At 70.1% G+C, this 19,841-nt stretch carries 17 protein-coding genes and 2 tRNA genes; 6 read left to right on the forward strand and 13 right to left on the reverse strand.

The window, feature by feature from the left end; translation table 11 throughout:
* Positions 1-71 precede the first annotated feature (71 nt).
* The 6 genes from A3CQ_RS0125390 to A3CQ_RS0125415 all read right to left on the reverse strand — a co-directional run bounded on the left by A3CQ_RS0125390 (position 72) and on the right by A3CQ_RS0125415 (position 5,674).
* The gene (locus tag A3CQ_RS0125390) at positions 72-746 is read right to left on the reverse strand and encodes a response regulator (protein ID WP_020513767.1); all 675 of its coding nucleotides are present in this window, start codon (positions 744-746) and stop codon (positions 72-74) included.
* The gene (locus A3CQ_RS0125395) at positions 743-2,032 is read right to left on the reverse strand and encodes a sensor histidine kinase (RefSeq protein ID WP_245577324.1); all 1,290 of its coding nucleotides are present in this window, start codon (positions 2,030-2,032) and stop codon (positions 743-745) included. The genes A3CQ_RS0125390 and A3CQ_RS0125395 overlap by 4 nt, the downstream gene beginning before the upstream one ends.
* Before the next feature lie 69 nt (positions 2,033-2,101).
* Complete coding sequence (locus A3CQ_RS0125400; protein WP_020513769.1) at positions 2,102-2,950, reverse strand: ABC-2 transporter permease; 849 nt, start codon at positions 2,948-2,950, stop codon at positions 2,102-2,104.
* Positions 2,947-3,873, reverse strand: a complete 927-nt coding sequence (locus A3CQ_RS0125405) for an ABC transporter ATP-binding protein (protein ID WP_020513770.1) — start codon at positions 3,871-3,873, stop codon at positions 2,947-2,949. The genes A3CQ_RS0125400 and A3CQ_RS0125405 overlap by 4 nt, the downstream gene beginning before the upstream one ends.
* A 263-nt stretch (positions 3,874-4,136) precedes the next feature.
* A tRNA-Met gene (locus A3CQ_RS0125410) sits at positions 4,137-4,210 on the reverse strand.
* Positions 4,211-4,243: 33 nt separating this feature from the next.
* Positions 4,244-5,674 (reverse strand): MFS transporter, encoded by a 1,431-nt coding sequence (locus A3CQ_RS0125415; protein ID WP_040432814.1) that lies wholly within the window; start codon positions 5,672-5,674, stop codon positions 4,244-4,246.
* A 101-nt stretch (positions 5,675-5,775) separates the two neighbouring features.
* On the opposite strand from A3CQ_RS0125415, the gene A3CQ_RS0125420 reads away from it, so the two are divergent.
* Complete coding sequence (locus A3CQ_RS0125420) at positions 5,776-6,159, forward strand: MarR family winged helix-turn-helix transcriptional regulator (RefSeq protein WP_020513772.1); 384 nt, start codon at positions 5,776-5,778, stop codon at positions 6,157-6,159.
* A gap of 38 nt (positions 6,160-6,197) precedes the next feature.
* Here A3CQ_RS0125420 and A3CQ_RS0125425 read toward each other — a convergent pair whose 3' ends face one another.
* From A3CQ_RS0125425 to A3CQ_RS0125435, 3 genes are all read right to left on the reverse strand, one after another.
* A complete protein-coding gene (locus A3CQ_RS0125425; protein WP_026206177.1) occupies positions 6,198-6,449 on the reverse strand; it encodes a DUF4242 domain-containing protein in 252 nt (83 codons plus the stop codon).
* A gap of 92 nt (positions 6,450-6,541) precedes the next feature.
* Positions 6,542-9,097, reverse strand: coding sequence for an ATP-binding protein (locus tag A3CQ_RS53955; RefSeq protein WP_169516305.1), 2,556 nt, complete (start codon positions 9,095-9,097; stop codon positions 6,542-6,544).
* 187 nt (positions 9,098-9,284) lie between these two features.
* A complete protein-coding gene (locus A3CQ_RS0125435) occupies positions 9,285-10,580 on the reverse strand; it encodes a GDSL-type esterase/lipase family protein (protein WP_020513775.1) in 1,296 nt (431 codons plus the stop codon).
* Between the two features lie 105 nt (positions 10,581-10,685).
* Between A3CQ_RS0125435 and A3CQ_RS0125440 the strand changes: the two genes are divergently transcribed.
* Complete coding sequence (locus A3CQ_RS0125440; protein ID WP_020513776.1) at positions 10,686-11,153, forward strand: MaoC family dehydratase; 468 nt, start codon at positions 10,686-10,688, stop codon at positions 11,151-11,153.
* Here A3CQ_RS0125440 and A3CQ_RS0125445 read toward each other — a convergent pair.
* The gene (locus tag A3CQ_RS0125445; protein WP_157296288.1) at positions 11,150-12,100 is read right to left on the reverse strand and encodes a PIG-L family deacetylase; all 951 of its coding nucleotides are present in this window, start codon (positions 12,098-12,100) and stop codon (positions 11,150-11,152) included. The two genes, A3CQ_RS0125440 and A3CQ_RS0125445, sit on opposite strands and share 4 nt — an antisense overlap.
* 182 nt (positions 12,101-12,282) lie before the next feature.
* On the opposite strand from A3CQ_RS0125445, the gene A3CQ_RS0125450 reads away from it, so the two are divergent.
* The 4 genes from A3CQ_RS0125450 (at position 12,283) to A3CQ_RS53960 (ending at position 15,326) form a co-directional block, all read left to right on the forward strand.
* Complete coding sequence (locus A3CQ_RS0125450) at positions 12,283-12,498, forward strand: putative signal transducing protein (protein ID WP_020513778.1); 216 nt, start codon at positions 12,283-12,285, stop codon at positions 12,496-12,498.
* A gap of 265 nt (positions 12,499-12,763) precedes the next feature.
* Positions 12,764-13,396 carry a GAF and ANTAR domain-containing protein gene (locus tag A3CQ_RS0125455; protein WP_245577330.1) on the forward strand — a complete coding sequence of 211 codons (633 nt, stop codon included), beginning with the start codon at positions 12,764-12,766 and terminating at the stop codon, positions 13,394-13,396.
* 34 nt (positions 13,397-13,430) lie between these two features.
* The gene (locus A3CQ_RS0125460; protein ID WP_020513780.1) at positions 13,431-14,162 is read left to right on the forward strand and encodes a GAF and ANTAR domain-containing protein; all 732 of its coding nucleotides are present in this window, start codon (positions 13,431-13,433) and stop codon (positions 14,160-14,162) included.
* Positions 14,163-14,282: 120 nt separating this feature from the next.
* The gene (locus A3CQ_RS53960; RefSeq protein ID WP_051115348.1) at positions 14,283-15,326 is read left to right on the forward strand and encodes a fatty acid desaturase family protein; all 1,044 of its coding nucleotides are present in this window, start codon (positions 14,283-14,285) and stop codon (positions 15,324-15,326) included.
* 42 nt (positions 15,327-15,368) lie between these two features.
* Here the strand turns inward: A3CQ_RS53960 and A3CQ_RS53965 are convergent, their stop codons facing one another.
* The 3 genes from A3CQ_RS53965 to A3CQ_RS0125480 form a co-directional block, all read right to left on the reverse strand.
* Complete coding sequence (locus tag A3CQ_RS53965) at positions 15,369-16,199, reverse strand: ATP-binding protein (protein WP_157296292.1); 831 nt, start codon at positions 16,197-16,199, stop codon at positions 15,369-15,371.
* A 513-nt stretch (positions 16,200-16,712) separates the two neighbouring features.
* Positions 16,713-16,786, reverse strand: a tRNA-Met gene (locus A3CQ_RS0125475).
* Between the two features lie 68 nt (positions 16,787-16,854).
* On the reverse strand, positions 16,855-19,827 hold the full coding sequence (locus A3CQ_RS0125480; protein ID WP_020513783.1) for a UPF0182 family membrane protein: 2,973 nt from the start codon (positions 19,825-19,827) through the stop codon (positions 16,855-16,857).
* Positions 19,828-19,841 lie beyond the last annotated feature (14 nt).

The raw sequence follows: 19,841 nt of genomic DNA on the forward strand, positions 1-19,841 counted from the left end.
GCTAGCGACCCGGAAGGCCACGGTCTTGAGCCCAAAGACCCAGGAAAAACTGTTATCGGACCGGCGTCGCCTCAGCCGGGCTGGTGCGGGCGGGTCAGGCCGAGGTCGTACGCGAAGATGACGGCCTGGACGCGGTCGCGGGCGCCGATCTTGGCGAGGACCCGGCCGACGTGGGTCTTGACCGTGGACTCGGACAGCACCAGCCGCTCCGCGATCTCGCGGTTGGTCCAGCCGCGGCCGATCGCCACGAGGATCTCGCGCTCGCGGTCGGTCAGCGTGTCGAGCCGCGGGTCGGCCGATCGTCCGTCGGTCGCGGCGTCGCCGAAATGGGTGGCGAAGGTGTCGAGCAGGCGGCGGGTCAGGGCGGGCGCGATCACCGCGTCCCCGGCGGCGACGGCGCGGATGCCGGCGAGAAGCTCCTCCGGGTACGCGTCCTTGAGCAGGAAACCGCTGGCGCCCGCTCGCAGCGCGGCGTGCACGTACTCGTCGAGGTCGAACGTCGTGAGGATGAGGATGTGCGACCGGCCACCGTCCGCGACGATCCGCCGGGTGGCCTCGATGCCGTCGAGACCGGGCATCCGCACATCCATCAGTACGACGTCGGGCCGTAGCGCCACGGTCTGGCGCACCGCCTCGAGGCCGTTGCCCGCCTCGCCGACCACCTCGGTGTCCTCGTTGCTTTCCAACAGGATCCGGAAGCCGAAGCGTTGCAGCGGCTGGTCGTCCACGATGAGCACGGTGATCATGCCGGGTCGCCCTCGAGATCGATGTCGGCCGACACGGCCCAGCCGCCGCCGGGAGCCGGTCCGGCCGTGACGGTTCCGCCGTACAGGGCGGCGCGCTCGCGCATGCCGACCAGGCCGTGACCCTCCCCGGTGGACGGAGCGGGCGGGTCACCGGCGGGCGGACCGGTGTCGCGGACGGTGATCCGCAACCGGGTGTCGTCGACACGGACGGCCAGATGGATCCGGGTGTGCGGGCCGGCGTGCTTGAGCGCGTTGGTCAGTGCCTCCTGCACGATGCGATAGGTGGCCAGCTGTACGCCGACGTCGAGAGCGTCGAGTGCCCCGCTGCTCTGGTATTCGACCTGCGGCCCCGCGGCCCGGATCTGCCGGCACAACGGATCGACGTCGGCGATGCCGGGTTGCGGGCTGAGGTTGGGCTCGTCGGTCTGCTCGCGCAGCACGCCGAGCATCCGCCGCAGCTCGGCAAGGGAGCTCCGGCCGGTGGCTCCGATCAGCTGGAGCGCCTCCTCGGTACGTTCGGGGGCGGTGCTCGCCGCGTACCGGCCGCCGTCGGCAAGCGTGATGATCACCGAGAGGCTGTGGCCGAGGATGTCGTGCATCTCGCGAGCGACCCGGGCACGCTCGGTCGCGGCCGCGAGCCGGCTGCGCTGGTCGCGCTCGATCTCCAGCTGGACGGCCCGCTCCCGCAGGGCGGCAAGCTGCGCACGGCGGATCCGGATCGCCAGGGCCAGCGCGACGGCCGCCGTCCCGACGCTGGCCACGAAGAACAGCACGTCCCACACCGACACGATGCCGGAGACCCGCACCACGACCAGAGTCACCGCCACGGCCAGGCCCGGCACGGCCCAGGGCAGATGACGCAGCCGGCCGTGCAGCACCAGGCTGTAGAGGGCGACCAGGACGGCGACGTCCGCGCGCAGCATGATCCCCGCGGCCCACTCCACCAGGAAGACCGCCAGGACGGTGTAGAACGCGGCCAGCGGAGCCCGGCGGCGCCAGAACAGCGGCAGCACCAGAGCGGCCTGGAGCAGCAGCATCTGCGGCAGCGGGCGCTCGGTGAAGGTGAGCGGCGAGTCCGACCGGTCGGGGTGGTGGAAGAGGTCGGGGATGCAGAACAGCAGGAGGATGACGAGAACCACGGCGGTGTCCAGCGCCCAACGGTGCTCCGCGTCCCATTCACGGAGGCGGCGACCGGCCCGGAACAGCCGGTCGGCCAGCGGGTGCCCGGCCAGGTCGCCGGCGGCGCTGGCCTCGCTGCGCACAAAGCTGCGCACGGAGCTGCTCACGGATTCATCCTCCGGCATGGCGGCCTGCGGCACCCGGCCGAGCCGGATGCCGCATGTCTCGCTCAGGAATCAGGCGTCGGACCGCATCAACCGATAGGCGGCGCCACCGAGCGCGAGCGCGGTCCAGCCGAGCAGAACCAGCAGCCCGGCACCGGCCGACAGGGTTCCGGTGGAGTGGTGCAAAGCGAAGATTGATTCGCCGGCATTGCTGGGCAGGTACGGAGTGAGGTCGTCTCGCCAGGACTTCGGCAGCAGCGACATCAGCCCGGGCACCAGCAGGAACGTGCCGACCAGCGCCGAGATGCCGCCGGCGGTGGAGCGCAGCAGGGTGCCGAGCGCGACGCCGATGACGCCGACCAGCCCCAGATAGAGCCCCGCGCCGAGCAGGCCGCGCACGACGCCACCGTCGGAGAGGCTCATCCCGGCGGCCGTGCCTGACAGCACGCCGCTGCTGAGCAGGAATCCGGCCAGCGCGCCGACCGCCCCGGTGACGAAGGCGATCACGCCGTAGACGGCGGCCTTGGACCACAGCACCGGCAGGCGGCGCGGGACGGCGGCCAGGGTCGAGCGGATCATGCCCGACGTGTACTCGCCCGACGCGGTCAGCACGCCCAGCACCCCGAGTGCGATCAGGGAGAACGGCACCCCGAACAGCGCCAGGCTGTACGACGTGGCGTCGGCGAAGTCGGGATCCATCCGCTGGCCGGAGTTGAGCATCGACTTGTAGCGCAGCGCGGCGATGGTGCCGAAGGCGAGCAGGAACAGCAGCCCGAGTCCGAGCGTGATCCACGTCGAGCGCAGCGACCACAACTTGGCCCATTCCGACCGCAGCACCCGCCGCGGGGTCACCTTGAGGTGGGTGTCGGTGGGCAGCGAGGGCGCCGCGCCGGCGGGCCGGGTGTCAGCGACGATGGTCATGCCGCCCTCCCCGTCGTACTCGCGGCATGGTATTCGACGGATTCCTTGGTGAGTTCCATGAAGGCCTCCTCCAGCGAGACGGTCTTGGCGGTGAGCTCGAACAGGACGAGGCCGTGCTCGGCGGCCTTGCGGCCGATCTCCCGGGCCGGCAGTCCGGTCACGGTCAACTGCTCCGACCCGGGGTGCCCGGTGATCTCCACGCCCGGCCCGACCAGCACGCGGCGCAGCTCGGCGGGGTCGTCGGTGGCGACCACGACGGTGTCGCCTCCTGCCTGCAGAACCAGATCCCGCACGGTGGTGTCGGCCAGGACCCGGCCGCGGCCGACGATGATCAGATGGTCGGCGACCAGGGCCATCTCGCTCATCAGGTGCGAGGAGACGAAGACGGTGCGGCCCTCGGCGGCCAGGCCGGTGAGCAGGTTACGGATCCAGAGCACGCCCTCCGGGTCGAGCCCGTTGACCGGCTCGTCCAGCATGACCGTCTGCGGGTCGCCGAGCACGGCGGCGGCGATGCCCAGGCGCTGGCCCATGCCCAGCGAGAAGGCGCCGGCGCGCTTGCGGGCCACCGACTGCAACCCGGTCATCTCGATCACCTCGGACACCCGGGCCCGCGAGATGCCGTGGGTGTACGCGAGGGCCATCAGGTGATCGAACGCCGACCGCCCGGGATGGATCGACCGGGCCTCGAGCAGCGCCCCGACCTCGCGCAACGGCGCCGAATGCTGGGCGTACCGACGACCGTTCACGGTCACCGTCCCGGCCGTAGGCGCGTCCAGTCCGATGATCATCCGCATGGTCGTGGACTTGCCGGCCCCGTTAGGCCCCAGAAATCCGGTAACCGCCCCCGGCCGAACCGTGAAGTCCACCCCATCGACTGCGACCTTGTCGCCATACCGTTTCGTGAGCTGCCGTGCCTCGATCATCGCGCCGCCCTCAGATTCCGTGCGCCGTTCTCCCAGCGCCTGAGCCAAACGCTATGTCCGTCCCGACAACGTTCCGTCGTACCGCAGACCGATCTTCAAACCCCGCCCTAGTACCGCGGTACTAGGGGTTGTTTCCGCGGCCGAGGCAACGCGAGCCGCAACGTGACGCACCGTGGGGGTTTCAGGGGGCTCGGCCCCCTGAGCAGACATGCGAAGAGGCCCCCGGTCCGCGCTTTCCGCGGACAGGGGGCCCCTAGGACTCGTAGCGGGGACAGGATTTGAACCTGCGACCTCTGGGTTATGAGCCCAGCGAGCTACCGAGCTGCTCCACCCCGCGTCGGTAGGACAACCCTACCCCGCGGGGCGAAGCTCATGCCGCCCGGGTCCGGGCGACCCGAGCCAGCAGCGGAATCACGTTCAGCAGCAGGCCGACGACGGCGACTCCGGTCACCAGGTTCAGGCCCGGGTGGAACTGGCCGAAGTCTTCGGCCGCGCCCGCGCCCGTGGAGACCAGGGCGGTCACCACGGCCAGGACCAGAGCGGTGCCGACCTGGCCCGACGACTGCACCAGCCCGGAGGCCAGCCCCTGTTCCGAGTCGGCGATCCCGTCCGTGGCCTGGGCCATGATCGAGCTGAAGCCGAAGCCGAAGCCGCCGCCGAGCAGCAGCATCGTGGGCAGGACGGTGACCAGGTAGTGCGGCTGGGTGCCGGCGGTGGCCAGGAACCAGACGTAGCCGAGGCTGAGCGACACCATCGCGGTGACGATCAGCGGGGCGGTGCCGTAGCGGTCGATGAGCCGGCCCACGAACGGCGAGCCGAAGGCGACCACGAGGCCGGCCGGAAGCAGCGCGAGCGCCATCCGCAGCGGCGCCCAGTGCAGGACGTCCTGCAGGTACAGGGTCATCATGAACTGGAAGCTCACGTACGAGCCCATCAGCGCGACCATGCTGGCGTTGGCCCGGACGATCGAGCCGGCGCGCAGGATGCCCAGGCGCACGAGCGGGTGCTTCACCCGGTTCTCGATCACGACGAACCCGGCCAGCAGGGCGATCGCCAGCACGAAAAGGCCGATCGTGACCGGGTCGAGCCAGCCGCGGGCGGGCGCCGACACGACCGAATAGACGGCGAGCAGCATGCCGGAGATCAGTGTGGCCGCCCCGGCCAGGTCGTGTCCGCCGGACGCGGCGGGCTTGTCCCGGGCGATCAAAACCATTCCTCCGACCAGCGCGGCAATGGCGAGCGGCACCGGCACCAGGAAGTTCCACCGCCAGCCGAGGCTGGTGAGCAGGCCGCCGAGGATCAGGCCGGACGAGTAACCGCTGGCCCCGAACACCGTGAAGATCGACAGCGCCCGGTTGCGGGCCGGGCCCTCGGAGAACGTCGTGGTGAGGATCGACATGGCGGTGGGCGCGGTGAACGCGGCGGCCAGGCCCTTCACGAACCGGGTCGCGATCAGCAGGCCTCCGTCGTCGACGAGGCCACCGACCAGCGAGGCGACGGTGAAGACGGCGAGCGCGGCCAGGAACACGCGGCGCCGGCCGAGCAGGTCGGCGGTGCGGCCGCCGAGCAGGAGCAGGCCGCCGTAGCCGAGCACGTAGCCGTTGACGATCCACTGCAGTGAGGTGGTGGACAGGCTCAGTTCCGAGCCGATGGACGGCAGCGCCACGCCGACCATGGAGACGTCGAGTCCGTCCAGGAACAGGACGGTGCAGAGCACCGCGAGCACTCCCCACAGTCGGGGGCTCCAGCGAAGCGCTGCGGGTGCCGCGGTCTGCTGCGGCAGGGCTTCTGTGATAGTCACGGCGGCGACGCTATATGCGTACGCATAGAATGACAACGCATTAGAGTCGTGCGCAACAAATGCTGGTGCATCGAAGGGGAAAGCCGAGTAGGATGCCCGCCATGGAGGCCGAAACCGAGCTCGTCGACCGGTGGCGGTCGCTGCTGACGAGCTACAACATCGTTGCGGTGCAGCTGGAGCGCGCCCTGCAGGAAGCGCACGGCCTCACTCTGAGCGATTTCGAGACGCTCGACCGTCTCACCACCAGGGACTGTGACAAGCGACGCATGCAAGATCTCGCCGCGGCCATGTACCTGAGCCAGAGCGCCCTGTCCCGCACGGTCGCGCGGCTGGAGAAGAGCGGGCTCGTCTGCCGCTCCCACTGCGAGGACGACCGTCGCGGCGTCTTCGTCGAGCTCACCGCGGCCGGCTTCCAGCGCCACGCCGAGGCCCGCAAGACCCAGATCGCGATCCTGGGCGAACACCTGGCGACGGCGGCCGGGTAAGAGGTAGGAGAAACCCGGCCGCCGCGATCCCCCCGGAGTTACGACCCTTCCTGCACCTGGTAGACCTCGTCCGCCACCAGCCCGTGCGCCTCGCGGTGCACCGCGGCCGCCGCCTGCGCCGACGGAGCCTCGACCAGGCAGAAGATCTTCCCCCGCGCCTCGTCCACCCAGTACCGCAGGTAGCTCACGTCGTGCCGCCCCTGCGTCTGCAGGTCGGCCAGGTGCGCCTTGGCCACGTCGTCGATCGCCACGCCACCGTCGACGGTGTGCACGTCCATATAAATCGGCATTTCTCGCTCCTTATCGCGGGTCGACGAGAAGACCGTACGGCGACCGCACCCCCGCGCAGATCGGGAGCGACTACCCAGATTTGAGCGAGCGGCTACCCATCTATCCGCGAGACGAGCCCCAGGCTCCGAGCCTGCCGGGCCGCCACCGACCGGTTGGCCGCCCCCAGCTTGGCCAGCACCGCCGACACGTGATGATCGACGGTCTTCCGCGCGATGACCAGTTGTGCCGCTATTTCGGCATTCGTCCGGCCGGCCACCAGCAGGTCGAGCACCTCATGCTCCCGCCGGGTCAACCCCACGGGATGAGCCCGAGTGGCACTACGCGGCCCGACCGGAATCGATCGCACGCCCAGGGCGCGGAGCCGCTGACGGACAAATCGGGCGGCAGGCCCCGCCCCCAAATCGTCAAAAATCCCCAATGCCGCCCGGAGCGAGGCCTCCGAAGAATTCAGCGAAAGAAACGCCAGCCCCGCCTCATACCGACTCCCGATCGAGGTCCACAGCGCCGCCGCCCCGGCCACATCGCCGGAGAGAACCAGCTCATAGGGCGGCGCATACGGCCCCGGCACCGCACGGGAAAGCCCCACCCGCCGCAGCCACACCGCCACCGACCCGAGCAGCCACGGATTCCCCTCCTCCGCGGCGTCGGCACAGAGCTGGCCCTCGGCCCGGGCCGCCGCGAGATCCCCGGCGAGCCAGCGCATCTCCATCCGGCTCAGCCGGGCGCAGACGATCCACTGTGGCTCCCCCGACCCGTCGGCCGCCGCTGCCGCCTCGTCGAGCAGGGCCCACACCCCGTCCTCGCCGCGGCGCCCGCGCACGGTCGCCAGGGCCAGCAGCGGGCTGATCCGGTTGATCGGCGACGCGTCGTACCGGGTGAGCAGTCGCCCCGCCAGCGACGCCGACTCGCTCCACCGGTCGAGGCGGCACAGCGACACCGCGTGCTCGCCGCGCATGCTCGTCCCGTACGCCGGCATGTCCCGCTCGTCGCAGTAGGCCACCCCGTCCCGGTAGAACGGCTCGGCCTCCGCGTATCGCCGCTCGCAGACCAGCAGCCCGTAGAGGTTGTGATAGGCACGCCCCGCCTGCTCCTCGAGCCGATGCTCGAGCGCCACCTCCAGCGCCTCCCGCATCTCGCCGGCCCACGGCCGCCCGACCGCGTGGGCCGCGCAGGCCCGAGTGTTCAGCGCGTCGCTGACCACCTCGTGCAGCCCCAGTTGCGCCGCCACCGACCGGGCCAGCGAGGCGAGCCGGTCCCCTTCCGACAGCTGGTTGGCGAGCACCCGCTGGGTCGCCAGGTGCGCATACGCGCGGGCCAGCGACGGACTCGGCCCGAGCGGTTCCAGCAGCCCGACCGCCTCCTCCGCCGACGCCATTCCCTCGGCGCCACGGCACAGGCTGACCATGGCCACCGAGAGCCGGCGGAGCGCGTCCGCCTCCCGTACCGGATCATCTGCCGCACGCCACAGCTGCCGCGCCCTCTCCGCGGCCGTGACCATGTCGTCTCCCCGGTCGACGAGCGAAAGCTCGTCGCCGAGCCGGTCGTAGAGCTCGGCCCGCTCCGCCGCCGGCAGCGCCCCGGCGAACCGCAACGCCCGCTCGTACTGCGCCGCCGCCTCCCGGTGCGACGCCAGCTCGGCCGCCCGCCGCCCGGCCCGCACCGCGTAGTGCAGCGCCGCCGGGCCGTCCCCCGCGCCCTCGGCGTGGAACGCCATCCCCGCGTCGTCCTCGCTGGCCAGGGCCCGAAGACCGGCCAGGATCGACGCGTGGATGCGCCCGGTCCGATGCGCCGGGATCGCCTGCTCCACCGCGAGCCGCGCCAGCTCGTGCCGGAACCGCAGCACCGGCCCGTCGCTGATCAGCAGCCCGGAGGTCACGACGTCGTCGACGGCCACACCGAGCAGCCGCGGATCGATCCGCCCGCCGACCAGCGCGCTCGTCTCCAGCACCTCGCGCGCCTCGCCGGACAGCGCCGCCACCCGGGCGAGCACGGCGTCCCGCGCCGTCGCCGGCACCTCGCCGGTCGGCCCCGCCCGCAGCACCTCGGTGACGAAGAACGGATTGCCCCCGGTCAGCTCGTAGAGCCCGTCGGGCCCCGAGTCGCCGGCCAGTTCCCGGACCGCGTCGCGCGACAGCGGGCCGAGCCCCACCCTCCGCGTCGACCGCAGCGTGCCGAGCTCACCGACCGCGACCCGAACGGGGTGACCCGCAGCGAGCCCGTCATCCCGATAGGTCACGATCAGTAGCACCGCGAGATTACGCACCCGCCGGGCGAGGAAGCGTACGAGATCGATCGTCGCCTCGTCGGCCCAGTGCAGGTCCTCGATCACCAGCACGTCCAGCCGGGGCCCGCTCACCGCCCGCAGCAGCGCATCGAACAGATCGTCCCGTTGCGACAGATCCCCGAAACCACCCAGCGACGCGGCGATGTCGAAGAGCGGTCCCAGCGGCCGCGGCGTGAACATCCCGTCGCACAGCCCCCACGACCAGCGCGCGTCCGGCACCCGCGCCGACAGCGCCTCGACCAGGCTCGACTTGCCGATCCCCGCCTCACCCGGCACCAGCACCAGCCGTCCGTCGCCGTCGCGCGCCTGCGCCGCGTACTCCACCAGCGAGGCCAGCGGGGTCTCGCGCTCCACCAAGGGCATGGGCCCAGTCTGCCCGATCCGCATTCAAAGCCTTTTCCCGTACGCCCCGACGAGGAGTCCACGATCGACAACGCGAGCCGGGCGGCCGCAAGAGCTCGTCACGCGACCGCCGGGCTGACCCGTCGTGGCGTCCCGGGCTCGCGGCTCCGCCGCCTCGCCCGTATCCGCACCGCGGGGCGGACGGAAATCAGCCGAGGATCGCGGCGAGCGGGATGTAGCGGCCGATCAGCTGGTCGCCGGCCGCGTTCGGGTGGTAGCAGTCGTTGCGCAGGTCGGCGATCATCACGGTCGGGTCGGCCGGGTCGCGCAGGACGGCGTCGAAGTCGAGGACAGCGTCGAAGACGTGCGACGTGCGGATCCACGCGTTGACCGCGAGGCGGGTGGCCTCCTTGTCGCTGCCCGCCGCGTTGCACATCGGCAGGATCGTCGAGGCCACGATCCGCACGTGCCGGGCGTGCACCCGGTCCGCGATCGTGCGCATCGCGTCGATGACCTGGGCGGCCGAGGCGGGCGGCGCGTAGGTGCCACCGCCGATGTCGTTGGTGCCCTCCAGCAGCAGCACCGTGCGCAGGCCGGGTACCGACAGCACGTCGCGGTCGAGCCGCTGCGGCGCAGGCGGCCCGCAGCACTGGCCGGTCGCGTCGTACGGGTTGGGCTGGACGCTCACCGTGTTGCCCGAGATGCCGGCGTTCGCCACGGCCAGCCGGGCCCCGGCGGGCAGCGCGTCGAGCCGCTCGGCGAGCACGTCGGTCCACCGCTGACCCGGCGGGCCGTACGCGTTGTAGCCGTCGGTGATGGAATCGCCGAGCGTGACCAGCGTGCCCCGCGCGGCGGGCAGATCGGCGGTGATCAGGTCCATCCACCAGGTCTGGCCGGGGTGGTAGCCGGCCGCGGTGCTGCTCGTGTTGCCGGGAATCACCGGATAGCCCGGAAAGGCGTCGTCGGAGACGGCCGACGCGGTGTCGCCCCCGGTTCCGATGTAGGAGGCCGGCGGGTCGTAGGCGAAGGGCGGGAACGTGTGGTCGTCGACCGGGCTGCCCGGCGCGTAGATGCTGACCGCCACGTCCTGCTGCGCCGGCACGGTGATCGGCACCGGATCGCTGACCGCCTGCGCACCGGGCGCGATGGTCACGGTCCGTGCGCCGTGGAAGGTGAGGCGATGGTTGGAGCCGGGCGTGAGGCGCGCCGAGCCGGGCGCGATCGGCCGGCCGAGCCACGCGTCCCGGACGACGACCGGGGTCGCGCCGAACGGGTTGCCGAGGCGCACGCGGATCCCGGTGCCCGCCACTGAGACCCGGGCGATCTGGCGCACGGTCGCGTCCGGCGCGACGCCGTGCACGCCCTCGAGGGACGCCGACCAGATGCCCGCGGGCGCGGCGGAACTCGCGCCACCGGCGGCGCTGGACGGACCGGCTGAGCTGAGTGTGGTGACGGCGGCCAGGCCGAGGGCGAGGGCGGCCGCGGAACGACGGAAATTGCGCACAGTGATCACCTCAATATGTCTCCGCAATATTGACATACATCACTGCGCTGTGGGTGCGCAGAATCACTTCGGAATGACGTGACAAGGCGTGCGACCCTGATCAGCATGTCGCAGTTCCCCGCCCCGATCGACGACCGCTGGTTCGAGGATTACAAGGCCGGCGCGGTCTACGAGTTCGGCGAGGTCCTCGTGACCGAGGAGGAGATCCTCGAGTTCGCCGGCCGGTTCGACCCGCAGCCGATCCACGTCGACCTCGCGTACGCGGCCGACGGCCCGTTCAGCGGCCTGATCGCCAGCGGCTGGCACACGTCCGGCATCTTCATGCGGCTGTTCGCCGAGCACTACCTCTCCCGGGTGGCCAGCCTCGCCTCGCCCGGCGTCGACGAGCTGCGCTGGCCGCACCCCGTGCGCCCCGGCGACCGGCTGCGGCTGCGCGCGCGGATCCTGGAGACGCGCCCGTCCCGCTCGAAGCCCGACCGCGGCATCGTGCGCACCCGCGGCCAGCTGCTCAACCAGGACGACCGCATCGTGCTCAGCCTGGTGGCGATCAACCTGCTGCGGCGCCGCGGCTAGGAGCCCGCTTCGACGCTGCGGGAGAACCGCGGCGCGTAGAAATTGCCCATGCAGGCCGCGTACGTCTGGCAGACCTTCCGGTCGTACGGCGCGTATGCGAGGAAGTAACCGAGCTTCGCATCCCGCACGTCGTCGGTGAGGTTGGCCGGCTGATCCGCGACCGGGTAGCCCAGGTATCCGCTGAGCGCGTGCGGCACCGCGTAGGAGAGCTGCGCCTCCCGCGTGAAATAGCCGACCGAATGGTGATCGGCGTGGTCGCCGTCGCCGTAGGCACCCGCGAAGTCGAGCGTGCGAATGCGGTCGGGCCGATAGGCGTACATGAGCGCGGTGAGAGTGCCGAGCAACCCGCCGCGCGTGTACCGGTCGCCGTCGTCGATCGAGCGCACCTCCGCGAGCGACCCACGCCAGAGCCGCCGCAGCCCGTCGGCCGGCCGCCGCGCCCCGGTGGCGGCATCGGGTAGCCGCAGGAAGAGCAGCGCGATCCGGCCACCGGCCAGCGTGAACCGGGTGATCGACCGCCCGTCGACCCGCAGCGGGTCGTCGGCCCACCACTGGGTGCTGCCGGCCATCGCCGAGTACGCCCGCCGCGCACCCTTCTCGCGCCCCAGCCAGTAACTGCGGGGCCGTCCGGCATCGCCCGCCGTGACGTAGACGGTGACCACGCACCGTCCGGACGCCAGGTCGTCGCTCACCGAGGGGTTGATGAACAGCAGGTCGTCGTCCTGATGCGCGACCACGTTCATGGTCCGCGCGGCACAGGCCGACGGCGAAGGCGTGGTGCTCGCCATGACGAACGGCGCCACGGGCCGGGCCGCCGGCCGGGTGACCGTCAGCCGGGCCGTCCCTGCGGACGAGTCGACCACCGGGGCGGCGCAGGAGGCCATGAGCCCACCCGCCAGCACGGCCGCGACCGCGGCTACCACGCGGCTGACGCGATCCCTTCTCACCCGCGCCTTTTCGGCCGGTCGTCACCTCCGGTTGACCCCCGCCGCGCCGCTACAACCGACAAGCAACGCCCCGGTGGCGGGCCCGGGCCGGCAACCAGGGTCATTCACTGGTGTGCAACGGTCGCGGGGGTGGAAGCCTAGGGACAGAACCGGGGCGGATACCCCGACGAGCGGAGGATGACGTGGACAACACGGACCTGGTGGCGGTCGCGGTCGTCGGCAGCCGGATCGAGGCCGAGGTCATCGCCGGCCTGCTGCGCAGCAACGGGATCAAGGTGGGCATCAACGCCGACGACGCGGGCGCCCAGGAACCCGCCCTGCAGCTGCAGGGCGTCCAGGTCTATGTCGCGGCCGCGGACGCGCCGACCGCCCGCAAGCTCCTGGAGGCCCGCCGATAGTCCGGAGGCTTCAATCGCGCTGCTCCGGGGGAGTACGGTGTCGGGGTCAACTCTCGAACCGACCCCTGGACCCTGGGCGGTGCCTGGCGGGAAGGTGCGGTCATGTCAGGGCGGGTGCGCCAGTCATCGGCTTGTTCGCGCCGGCGGCGCGCGGCCGGCGACCGTGGTCGCTGACGGCGACAGAGCCAGTGCTCGTGCGGCGGCGATCCGGAGCCTGATCGCCGGGGCTCCGGGCGCGCCGGGTCACGTCGGCCTGTTGGGGCGGGTGTGCCTGGTCGCGGCGCGAGAGCTGGCGGCGCTCGGTGCGGCCGTCACCGTACTGACGGGCGACGGCCTGCGCGGCCTGTCCGCCGCCTCCGACCCGGTCATTGAGCGCCTCGAAGAGCTGCAGTTCACGCTCGGCGAGGGTCCGTGCATCGACGCGATCGAGAGTCGGCGTCCGGTATTGATCGCCGACCTGTCGGGCCCGGCGATGTCCCGGTGGCCGGCCTACGCGCCCGCGGTCCGGGAGGGCGGGGTGGGGGCGGTGTTCGCCTTCCCGTTGCAGGTCGGTGCCGCCCGGCTCGGCATGCTGGATGTCTTCCGCCGGCAGCCCGGCCCACTGTCCGAGGCCGAGTTGGAGATCGCGCTCCACCTCGCGGACGCCACGGTGGAGGGCCTGCTCGACCGGCAGGAGGAGGAGGGCCGGCGGGGCGACACGGATGGGCTTGCCTGGGATGTGGGAAACCGAGCACAGTTGTACCAGGCGCAAGGAATGGTCATGATCCAGCTGGGAATCGCGCTCGACGAGGCGCTGGTGCGGATGAGGGCCTACGCGTTCGCCGAGGATCGCCGGCTCGACGATGTGGCCCGGGACATCGTGAATCGAACGCTCAGATTCGACCTGGACACGCCGTGAACATGTCTGTGACCGAGAACGCCGGGAGGCATGCATGACCACCGTTTCGGGAGAGCGGTTAGCGGCGATCTTCGTGGAGGTCGCGGACACGCTCGTCGACGAGTTCGACCTGCTCGATTTTCTGCACATGCTCACCGAGCGCGCGGCCAGCCTGGTGGAGGCCAGCGCGGTCGGCTTGATGCTGGCCGACCAGCGCGGCCGGCTGGAGTTCATGGCCGGCACCAACGAGAACGTACGGCTGGTGGAGCTCTTCCAGCTGCAGAACCAGGAAGGGCCGTGCCTCGAGTCGTTCCGGACCGGCGAGCCGGTGATCAACGTGGACCTGACGGCCGCCGCCGACCGGTGGCCTCTGTTCGCGCCACGGGCCACGGCGGCCGGGTTCCTGTCCGTGCACGCGTTTCCGCTACGGCTGCGCGAACGTGTGATCGGCGCTATGAACGTCTTCGGCAACACGAGGGGCAGGCTGCTCACCGGGAACGACGTGCCGATCATGCAGGCCCTGGCCGACGTGGCCACGATCGGCCTGCTGCAGGAACGTGCCATCCGGCGCGGCGAGGTGCTCACCGAGCAGTTGCAGGGCGCCCTGAACAGCCGGATCGTGATCGAACAGGCCAAGGGCGCGGTCGCCCAGGCCAGAGCGACCAGCGTCGACGACGCGTTCGACATCATCCGGAGATACGCCCGCAGCCACAACTACCGGCTGGTCGATCTCGCCCATGTGATCGTCACCGACTTCGCCAGCGTTCCCGACCTCTATCGCCCGTGACCACCAGCCGCGCCCGAACTAACGGGCGCGTCGACAAGCTAGCCTGAACGCAGAGCACGAGTTCGCCCAGGACCCCGGCGGCAGATCCCCCAGTCGTCGGAGTTCATCGGGAGCGGACAGATGCCATCCACAAGCGCCTCACCAGTCACACGCGACCTAACGGTTCCCCGATCGCGGGGTAGCAAATACGCCGAGCTGTCTCGGCAGATCAAACAGGCCGGCCTGCTCGAGCGACGGCCCGCCTACTACGTCCGGCACGCGACCGTCCTGCTCACCATGTGCGCCGTGGGCGTCGCGGCGTTCGTTCTCCTGGGCGATTCGTGGTGGCAGGTCAGCCTGGCCGCGTACTTCGCAGTGATCTCCACGCAGCTCGGATTTCTGGGACACGACGCCGGTCACCGGCAGATCTTCACCTCGGCGAGGACAAACGAACGACTCGGCGTTCTGCTGGCCAACCTCTGCGTGGGTTTCAGCTACGGATGGTGGATCGACAAGCACAACCGCCATCACGCCCACCCGAACGACGAGGAGAAGGATCCTGACGTGGGCGCGGGTGCGATCGCGTTCACGGTCCGGCAGGTCCTTCGCAGCGGCCGGGTCGGGCGCGCCTTCTACCGCAGGCAGGCCTGGACGTTCTTCCCGCTGTTGTTGCTCGAGGCGATCAACCTTCGGGTGTCCAGCATCAGGCATCTGGTGGCCGACCGCGGCCGGCCCCGTCTCCGGGAGCTGCTGCTGATCGCCACGCACCTCGCCGCGTACCTGGCGACGGTTTTCCTGATCATGTCACCGCTCAAGGCGGTCGTCTTCATCGCCGTCCATCAAGGTTTGTTCGGCCTGTACATGGGCTGCTCCTTCGCGCCGAACCACAAGGGCATGCCCAGCCTGACCGACGCCGAAGCGGCCGACTTCCTCAATCGCCAGGTTCTCACCTCGCGCAACGTGCGCGGACGCTGGTCCACCGACTTCGCTCTCGGCGGCCTCAACTACCAGATCGAACACCACCTGTTTCCCTCGATGCCTCGCGGAAACCTGCGCCACGCCCAGCACATCGTCAAGGAGTTCTGCCGCACCCACCAGGTGCCCTACCTGGAGAGCGGCCTGATCGCCTCGTACGCGCAGGCGTTACGTCACCTGAACTCGGTCGGCCGCTCCGTTTCCGCCTAGCCGCCCGGTTTGTCCGGCGGCCACCGGTAGCACGGCACGGTGCTACAAGGGCGGGCTCGGGGGCACCGTGGCCCAGACGACCTTGCCGACGCGGGCCGGCATGGCACCCCACGCGGTGGACACCGCGTGGACCAGCCGCAGGCCTCGCCCCCGCATGTTGATCGACGCCGGCTGGTCGACGAGTGCCTGCTCGCCCAGTTCTGGATATTGAGGAGCGCCGTCCCGAACCGCGACGTGCAGCCGGACGGCATCCGTGGACGCGGTCACCACGAACTCGGTGCCCGCATGCTCCACGGCGTTGGCCGCCAACTCCGACACGACCAAGCAGGCATCGTGCACCTGCGGCAGATGCCAGGCGTGACACGCCCGCGCGACGAGATCTCGCGCGGCCCGGACGGACGCCGCCTCCGGCGCGAGGCGAGCCTGCACCCGGCGGGTGCGCGACAGCAGGCCGGCGATCGCCGTCCGCGCCTCGGGCATGGTGGCGAACACGAGCGAATTCTGCCCATCCGAAGCGCCCAGCCGACCATCAAGCGTCGTCATCCCCCGCACACACAACGCCAGCCACACCGGCGCCGGCCCCACCGATGCCTCCCGGACCGCCTCCGACCAGAACGGATAGCTCAACCCATACGGGTCACTGAGATCATGAAGGTCGATGATGACCGACGCGCACGGTCCCGCCCGGCACAGCCGCAGTCCCGCCGTCACCTGACTGTCGAGATGCTGCGACCACGGCCCATGCACCGTCATCTCCACCACAGCCGTACCCGCATCGGCGACAACACCCACCGACACGCCACGCCCATAGGTGCTGGCCGCGACCAGATACGGCGCCCGAAGCGCCTGCGTCCCCCAGCTACGCGCGCCCACGGTGCTATGCCCGCCCACGGTGCACCCACGCAGGCTCGACCCATACACAACGGATATCAACGATCACAATTGCTCCAACGCCACACGGTCAACGCGGTGCGCTGCCGGGGTCCGGAGCAACGTCAGACGATGAGCCACCACCGTCACCAAATGTCACGCTACACCGCCACCCCCCACCCCCACCCCCACCCCAAACGCCCACGCCCCCCAGCGCAAGGCGCCACAAGCCCAAGTCCCCACACCACCCGGCCGCTAAGGGCGGGCCTTCAGCGAGAATGCGAAGGACCCACGACCCGCAAAGCTGCCGCACCGTGGGGTTTCAGGGGGCTCGGCGCGCAAGCTGCCGCACCATGGGGGTTTCAGGGGGCTCGGCCCCCCGAGCAGAATGCGAAGGACCCACGACGGCGCGCAAGCTGCCGCACCGTGGGGGTTTCAGGGGGCTCGGCCCCCTGAGCAGACATGCGAAGAGGCCGCACGTCCGCGCTTTTTGCGGACATGCGGCCTCAGGACTCGTAGCGGGGACAGGATTTGAACCTGCGACCTCTGGGTTATGAGCCCAGCGAGCTACCGAGCTGCTCCACCCCGCGTCGGCTCGTTAACACTAGCGCAACCCGGAGGTCGTCTGCAAAACGGCCTCCGGGTCACGCGCGTCACGTCATCCGCTGGGGGTCGGCGTTGGTGTCGCCGGTGTGGACGGCCCGGACGTGGCCGAGCCGGACGGCTTGGTGCCGGCGGCGGCCTGCTGGGCGGCCTGGAACTTGGTCATCGCGGCGTCGAGGGCCTGCAGCGCCTCGCCGTACTTGGCGAAGTCGCCGGATTGCTGTGCGGTCCGGACGTTGTTGATGGCCTGGTCGACCTCGGCAGCCGCCTGTGCGAGCTCGGTGCTGAGCGACGGCGGCGGCGAGCCTCCGCTGGTGTTGCCGTTGTTGTTGTTGCCGGTCTGCCCCTGGTTGGGGGTCTGGCCCGGGTTGGTGTTCTGTTTGCCCTGGGTGACCAGCGCGTCGAGGCCCTGTTTGAGGCTGTCGGCGAGCACGACGTAGGTGCCGCCGTCGCCGTACGACATGAGGACCTTCTGCAGCAGCGGGGCGGCGCTGTCCTGGTTGCCGGTCTTCACGTAGACGGGCTCGACGTACAGGATGCCGTTCTCGACCGGCAGGGATATCAGGTTGCCGTAGAGGACCTGCGCCTGGTTGTTGTTGGTCGAGAGCAGGCTGAGCTGCTGTCTGACCGCGGCGTTGTTGGTCATCTTTTGATGGACCTGAACCGGGCCGGGAATGACGGTCTGGTCGGGTAATTCGAGGATCTGCAGATTGGGTTTGTTGTTGACGTACGAGCCCGAGATCAGCGCCGCGAGGTTTTCCCGGTTGAACGGTGTCACGCCGGCGGTGAGCTGGAACCGGGTGCTGTCCTGGTTGGGCAGTTGCACGTTGAGGTAGAACGGCGGCTGCTTGACGTTGCTGGACGGCTCGTCGGGGGCGTTGGGCACCTGCCAGTTGTCCTGGCCGGAGAAGAACGTCCGCGGGTCGGTGACGTGGAACTTGGTCAGCAGGTTCCGCTGCACCTTGAACAGGTCCTGCGGGTACCGGAAGTGCGCCGCGAGCGACGCCGGCGTCTGCGCCTTCGGGATGATCAGGTGGCCGCCGAAGGCCTTGTTCCACGCCTTGAGCAGCGGGTCCTGGTCGTCGAACTCGTACAGCTTGACGGTGCCGTCGTACGCGTCGACGGTCGCCTTCACCGAGTTGCGCATGTAGTTGACGTCGTCCCGGGCCAGCGCGAACTGCCCCTGCCCGGTGAGCTCGTCCTTGGTCTCGTTGGCCAGGTTGACCTTCTGCGAGTACGGGTACGTGTTCGCCGTCGTGTACCCGTCGAGGATCCAGACGATCCGTCCGTCGACGGCCGCCGGGTACGGGTCGCCGTCGATCGTGAGGAACGGCGCGACCTTCTCAACCCTGGACCGCGGGTCGCGGATGTACATGAGCTTCGAGTTCGAGTTGACCGCGTCGGAAAGCAGGAAGTTGCTCTCGGTCAGCTTGATCGAGAAGACCAGCCGGCGGAAGAACGAGCCGATCGGCACGCCGCCCTTGCCGCTGTACGTGTACAGCTCCTCGGCGTTGTTGTTCCCCTCCTGCGGCCGGTCGAACTCGACGTTCTTGCTCTTGTCGGTCTGGCCGACGATCGCGTACTCGGTGGACTGCTCGCCGTAGTAGATGCGCGGCTGGGTGACCTTGATCTCGTCGGTCTTCGAGGAGCAGCCGGGCGGACGGTCGTCACCGAGGAAGCCGGAGACGAAGTACGGCAGGCCGCCGCAGACCACCTCGTTGGCCGGGGCCGCCACCAGGCCGTAGCCGTGGGTGTAGACCGTGTGCCGGTTGAGCCAGTTTCGCTGCTGCGGGGTCAGCTTGTCGTCGTTGATCTCGCGGGCGCCCACCACGTAGTCGGCGGTGTTGTTGTCGATCGTGTACCGGTCGACGTCGAGTTTCTTGCCGAAGTCGTAGAAGCCGCGGGACTGCTGGGACTGGGTGAACGCCTGGGACACCAGTTGCGGGTCGACGAGCCGGGCGTTCTGAGCGCTCGTGTCGCTGGCCAGCGTCGCGGGCGGCACCACGTTGTTGGCCTGATAGCGCTGGTCCTCGGTGGTTTCCAGGCCGAAGGCGGCTCGGGTCGCGTTGATCGACCGTTGGATGTACGGCCGTTCCTTGTCGGCGAGGCTGGGCTTCACCGAGAAGTTCTGCACGGCGAGGGGGTAGATACCGCCGATCGCGACCGCGGAGATGGCCAGCATGGCGAGCGAGACGCCGGGCCAGACCAGGTTGCGCATGCCCGCGTTGGAGAACACGATGATCGCGATCGCCACCACGATGGAGATGTACGCGAGGATCTCCTTGGCCGGTAACAGCGCGTTGACGTCGGTGTAGCCGGCGCCGTAGAGCCCCGGCGACACATGCTGCTCGAGCAGCAGGGCCCGCCGGTCCAGGACGTACGCCACGGCCTTGAGCAGCACGAAGATCGCGACCAGCGTGGTCAGGTGGGCCCGGGCCGCGGTCGTCATACGGTCGCCGACGCCCTGCAGCCGTACCCCGCCGAAGATGTAGTGAACGGCGAGCGCGCCGAGCACCGAGAGCACGACCGCGGTGAACGCGACGCCGAGCAGGTAACGCCAGAGCGGGTAGTCGAAGATGTAGAACCCGATGTCCATCTTGAACTGCGGGTCGTCGATGTTGAACGGCTGGGCGTTCTGGAAGAGCATCCACTGTTTCCACTGGCCCTGGGCGGACAGGCCGGCGAAGAAGCCGATGATCACGCAGAGCACGGTGATCCAGGTGCCGAGGCGCGGGGCGATGACCATCCGGTACCGCTCGAGGGTGGCCTGCTCGGCCGAGTGCGGCCGGAGCAGCGGCCGGAGCCGGTACGCGAGGTAGAGGTTACCGGCGATGATCAGGGCGACCGCGAGGCCGATGATCACGAAGAGCAGCAGCCGGGTCACCAGCACGCCGGAGAAGACGTTGACGAAGTCGACCTCGTTGAACCACAGATAGTCGGTGTACGCGTCGATGCCCCAACCGAGCAACGTGAAAAGAAGGAAGACCCCGACCAGGACGCCGACGGTGACGCGACCGCGCCGGCTCATCCTCGGTAGAGGGC

This window comes from Paractinoplanes globisporus DSM 43857, from assembly GCF_000379645.1.
In the GTDB taxonomy this organism is placed as follows: Bacteria; Actinomycetota; Actinomycetes; order Mycobacteriales; family Micromonosporaceae; genus Actinoplanes; species Actinoplanes globisporus.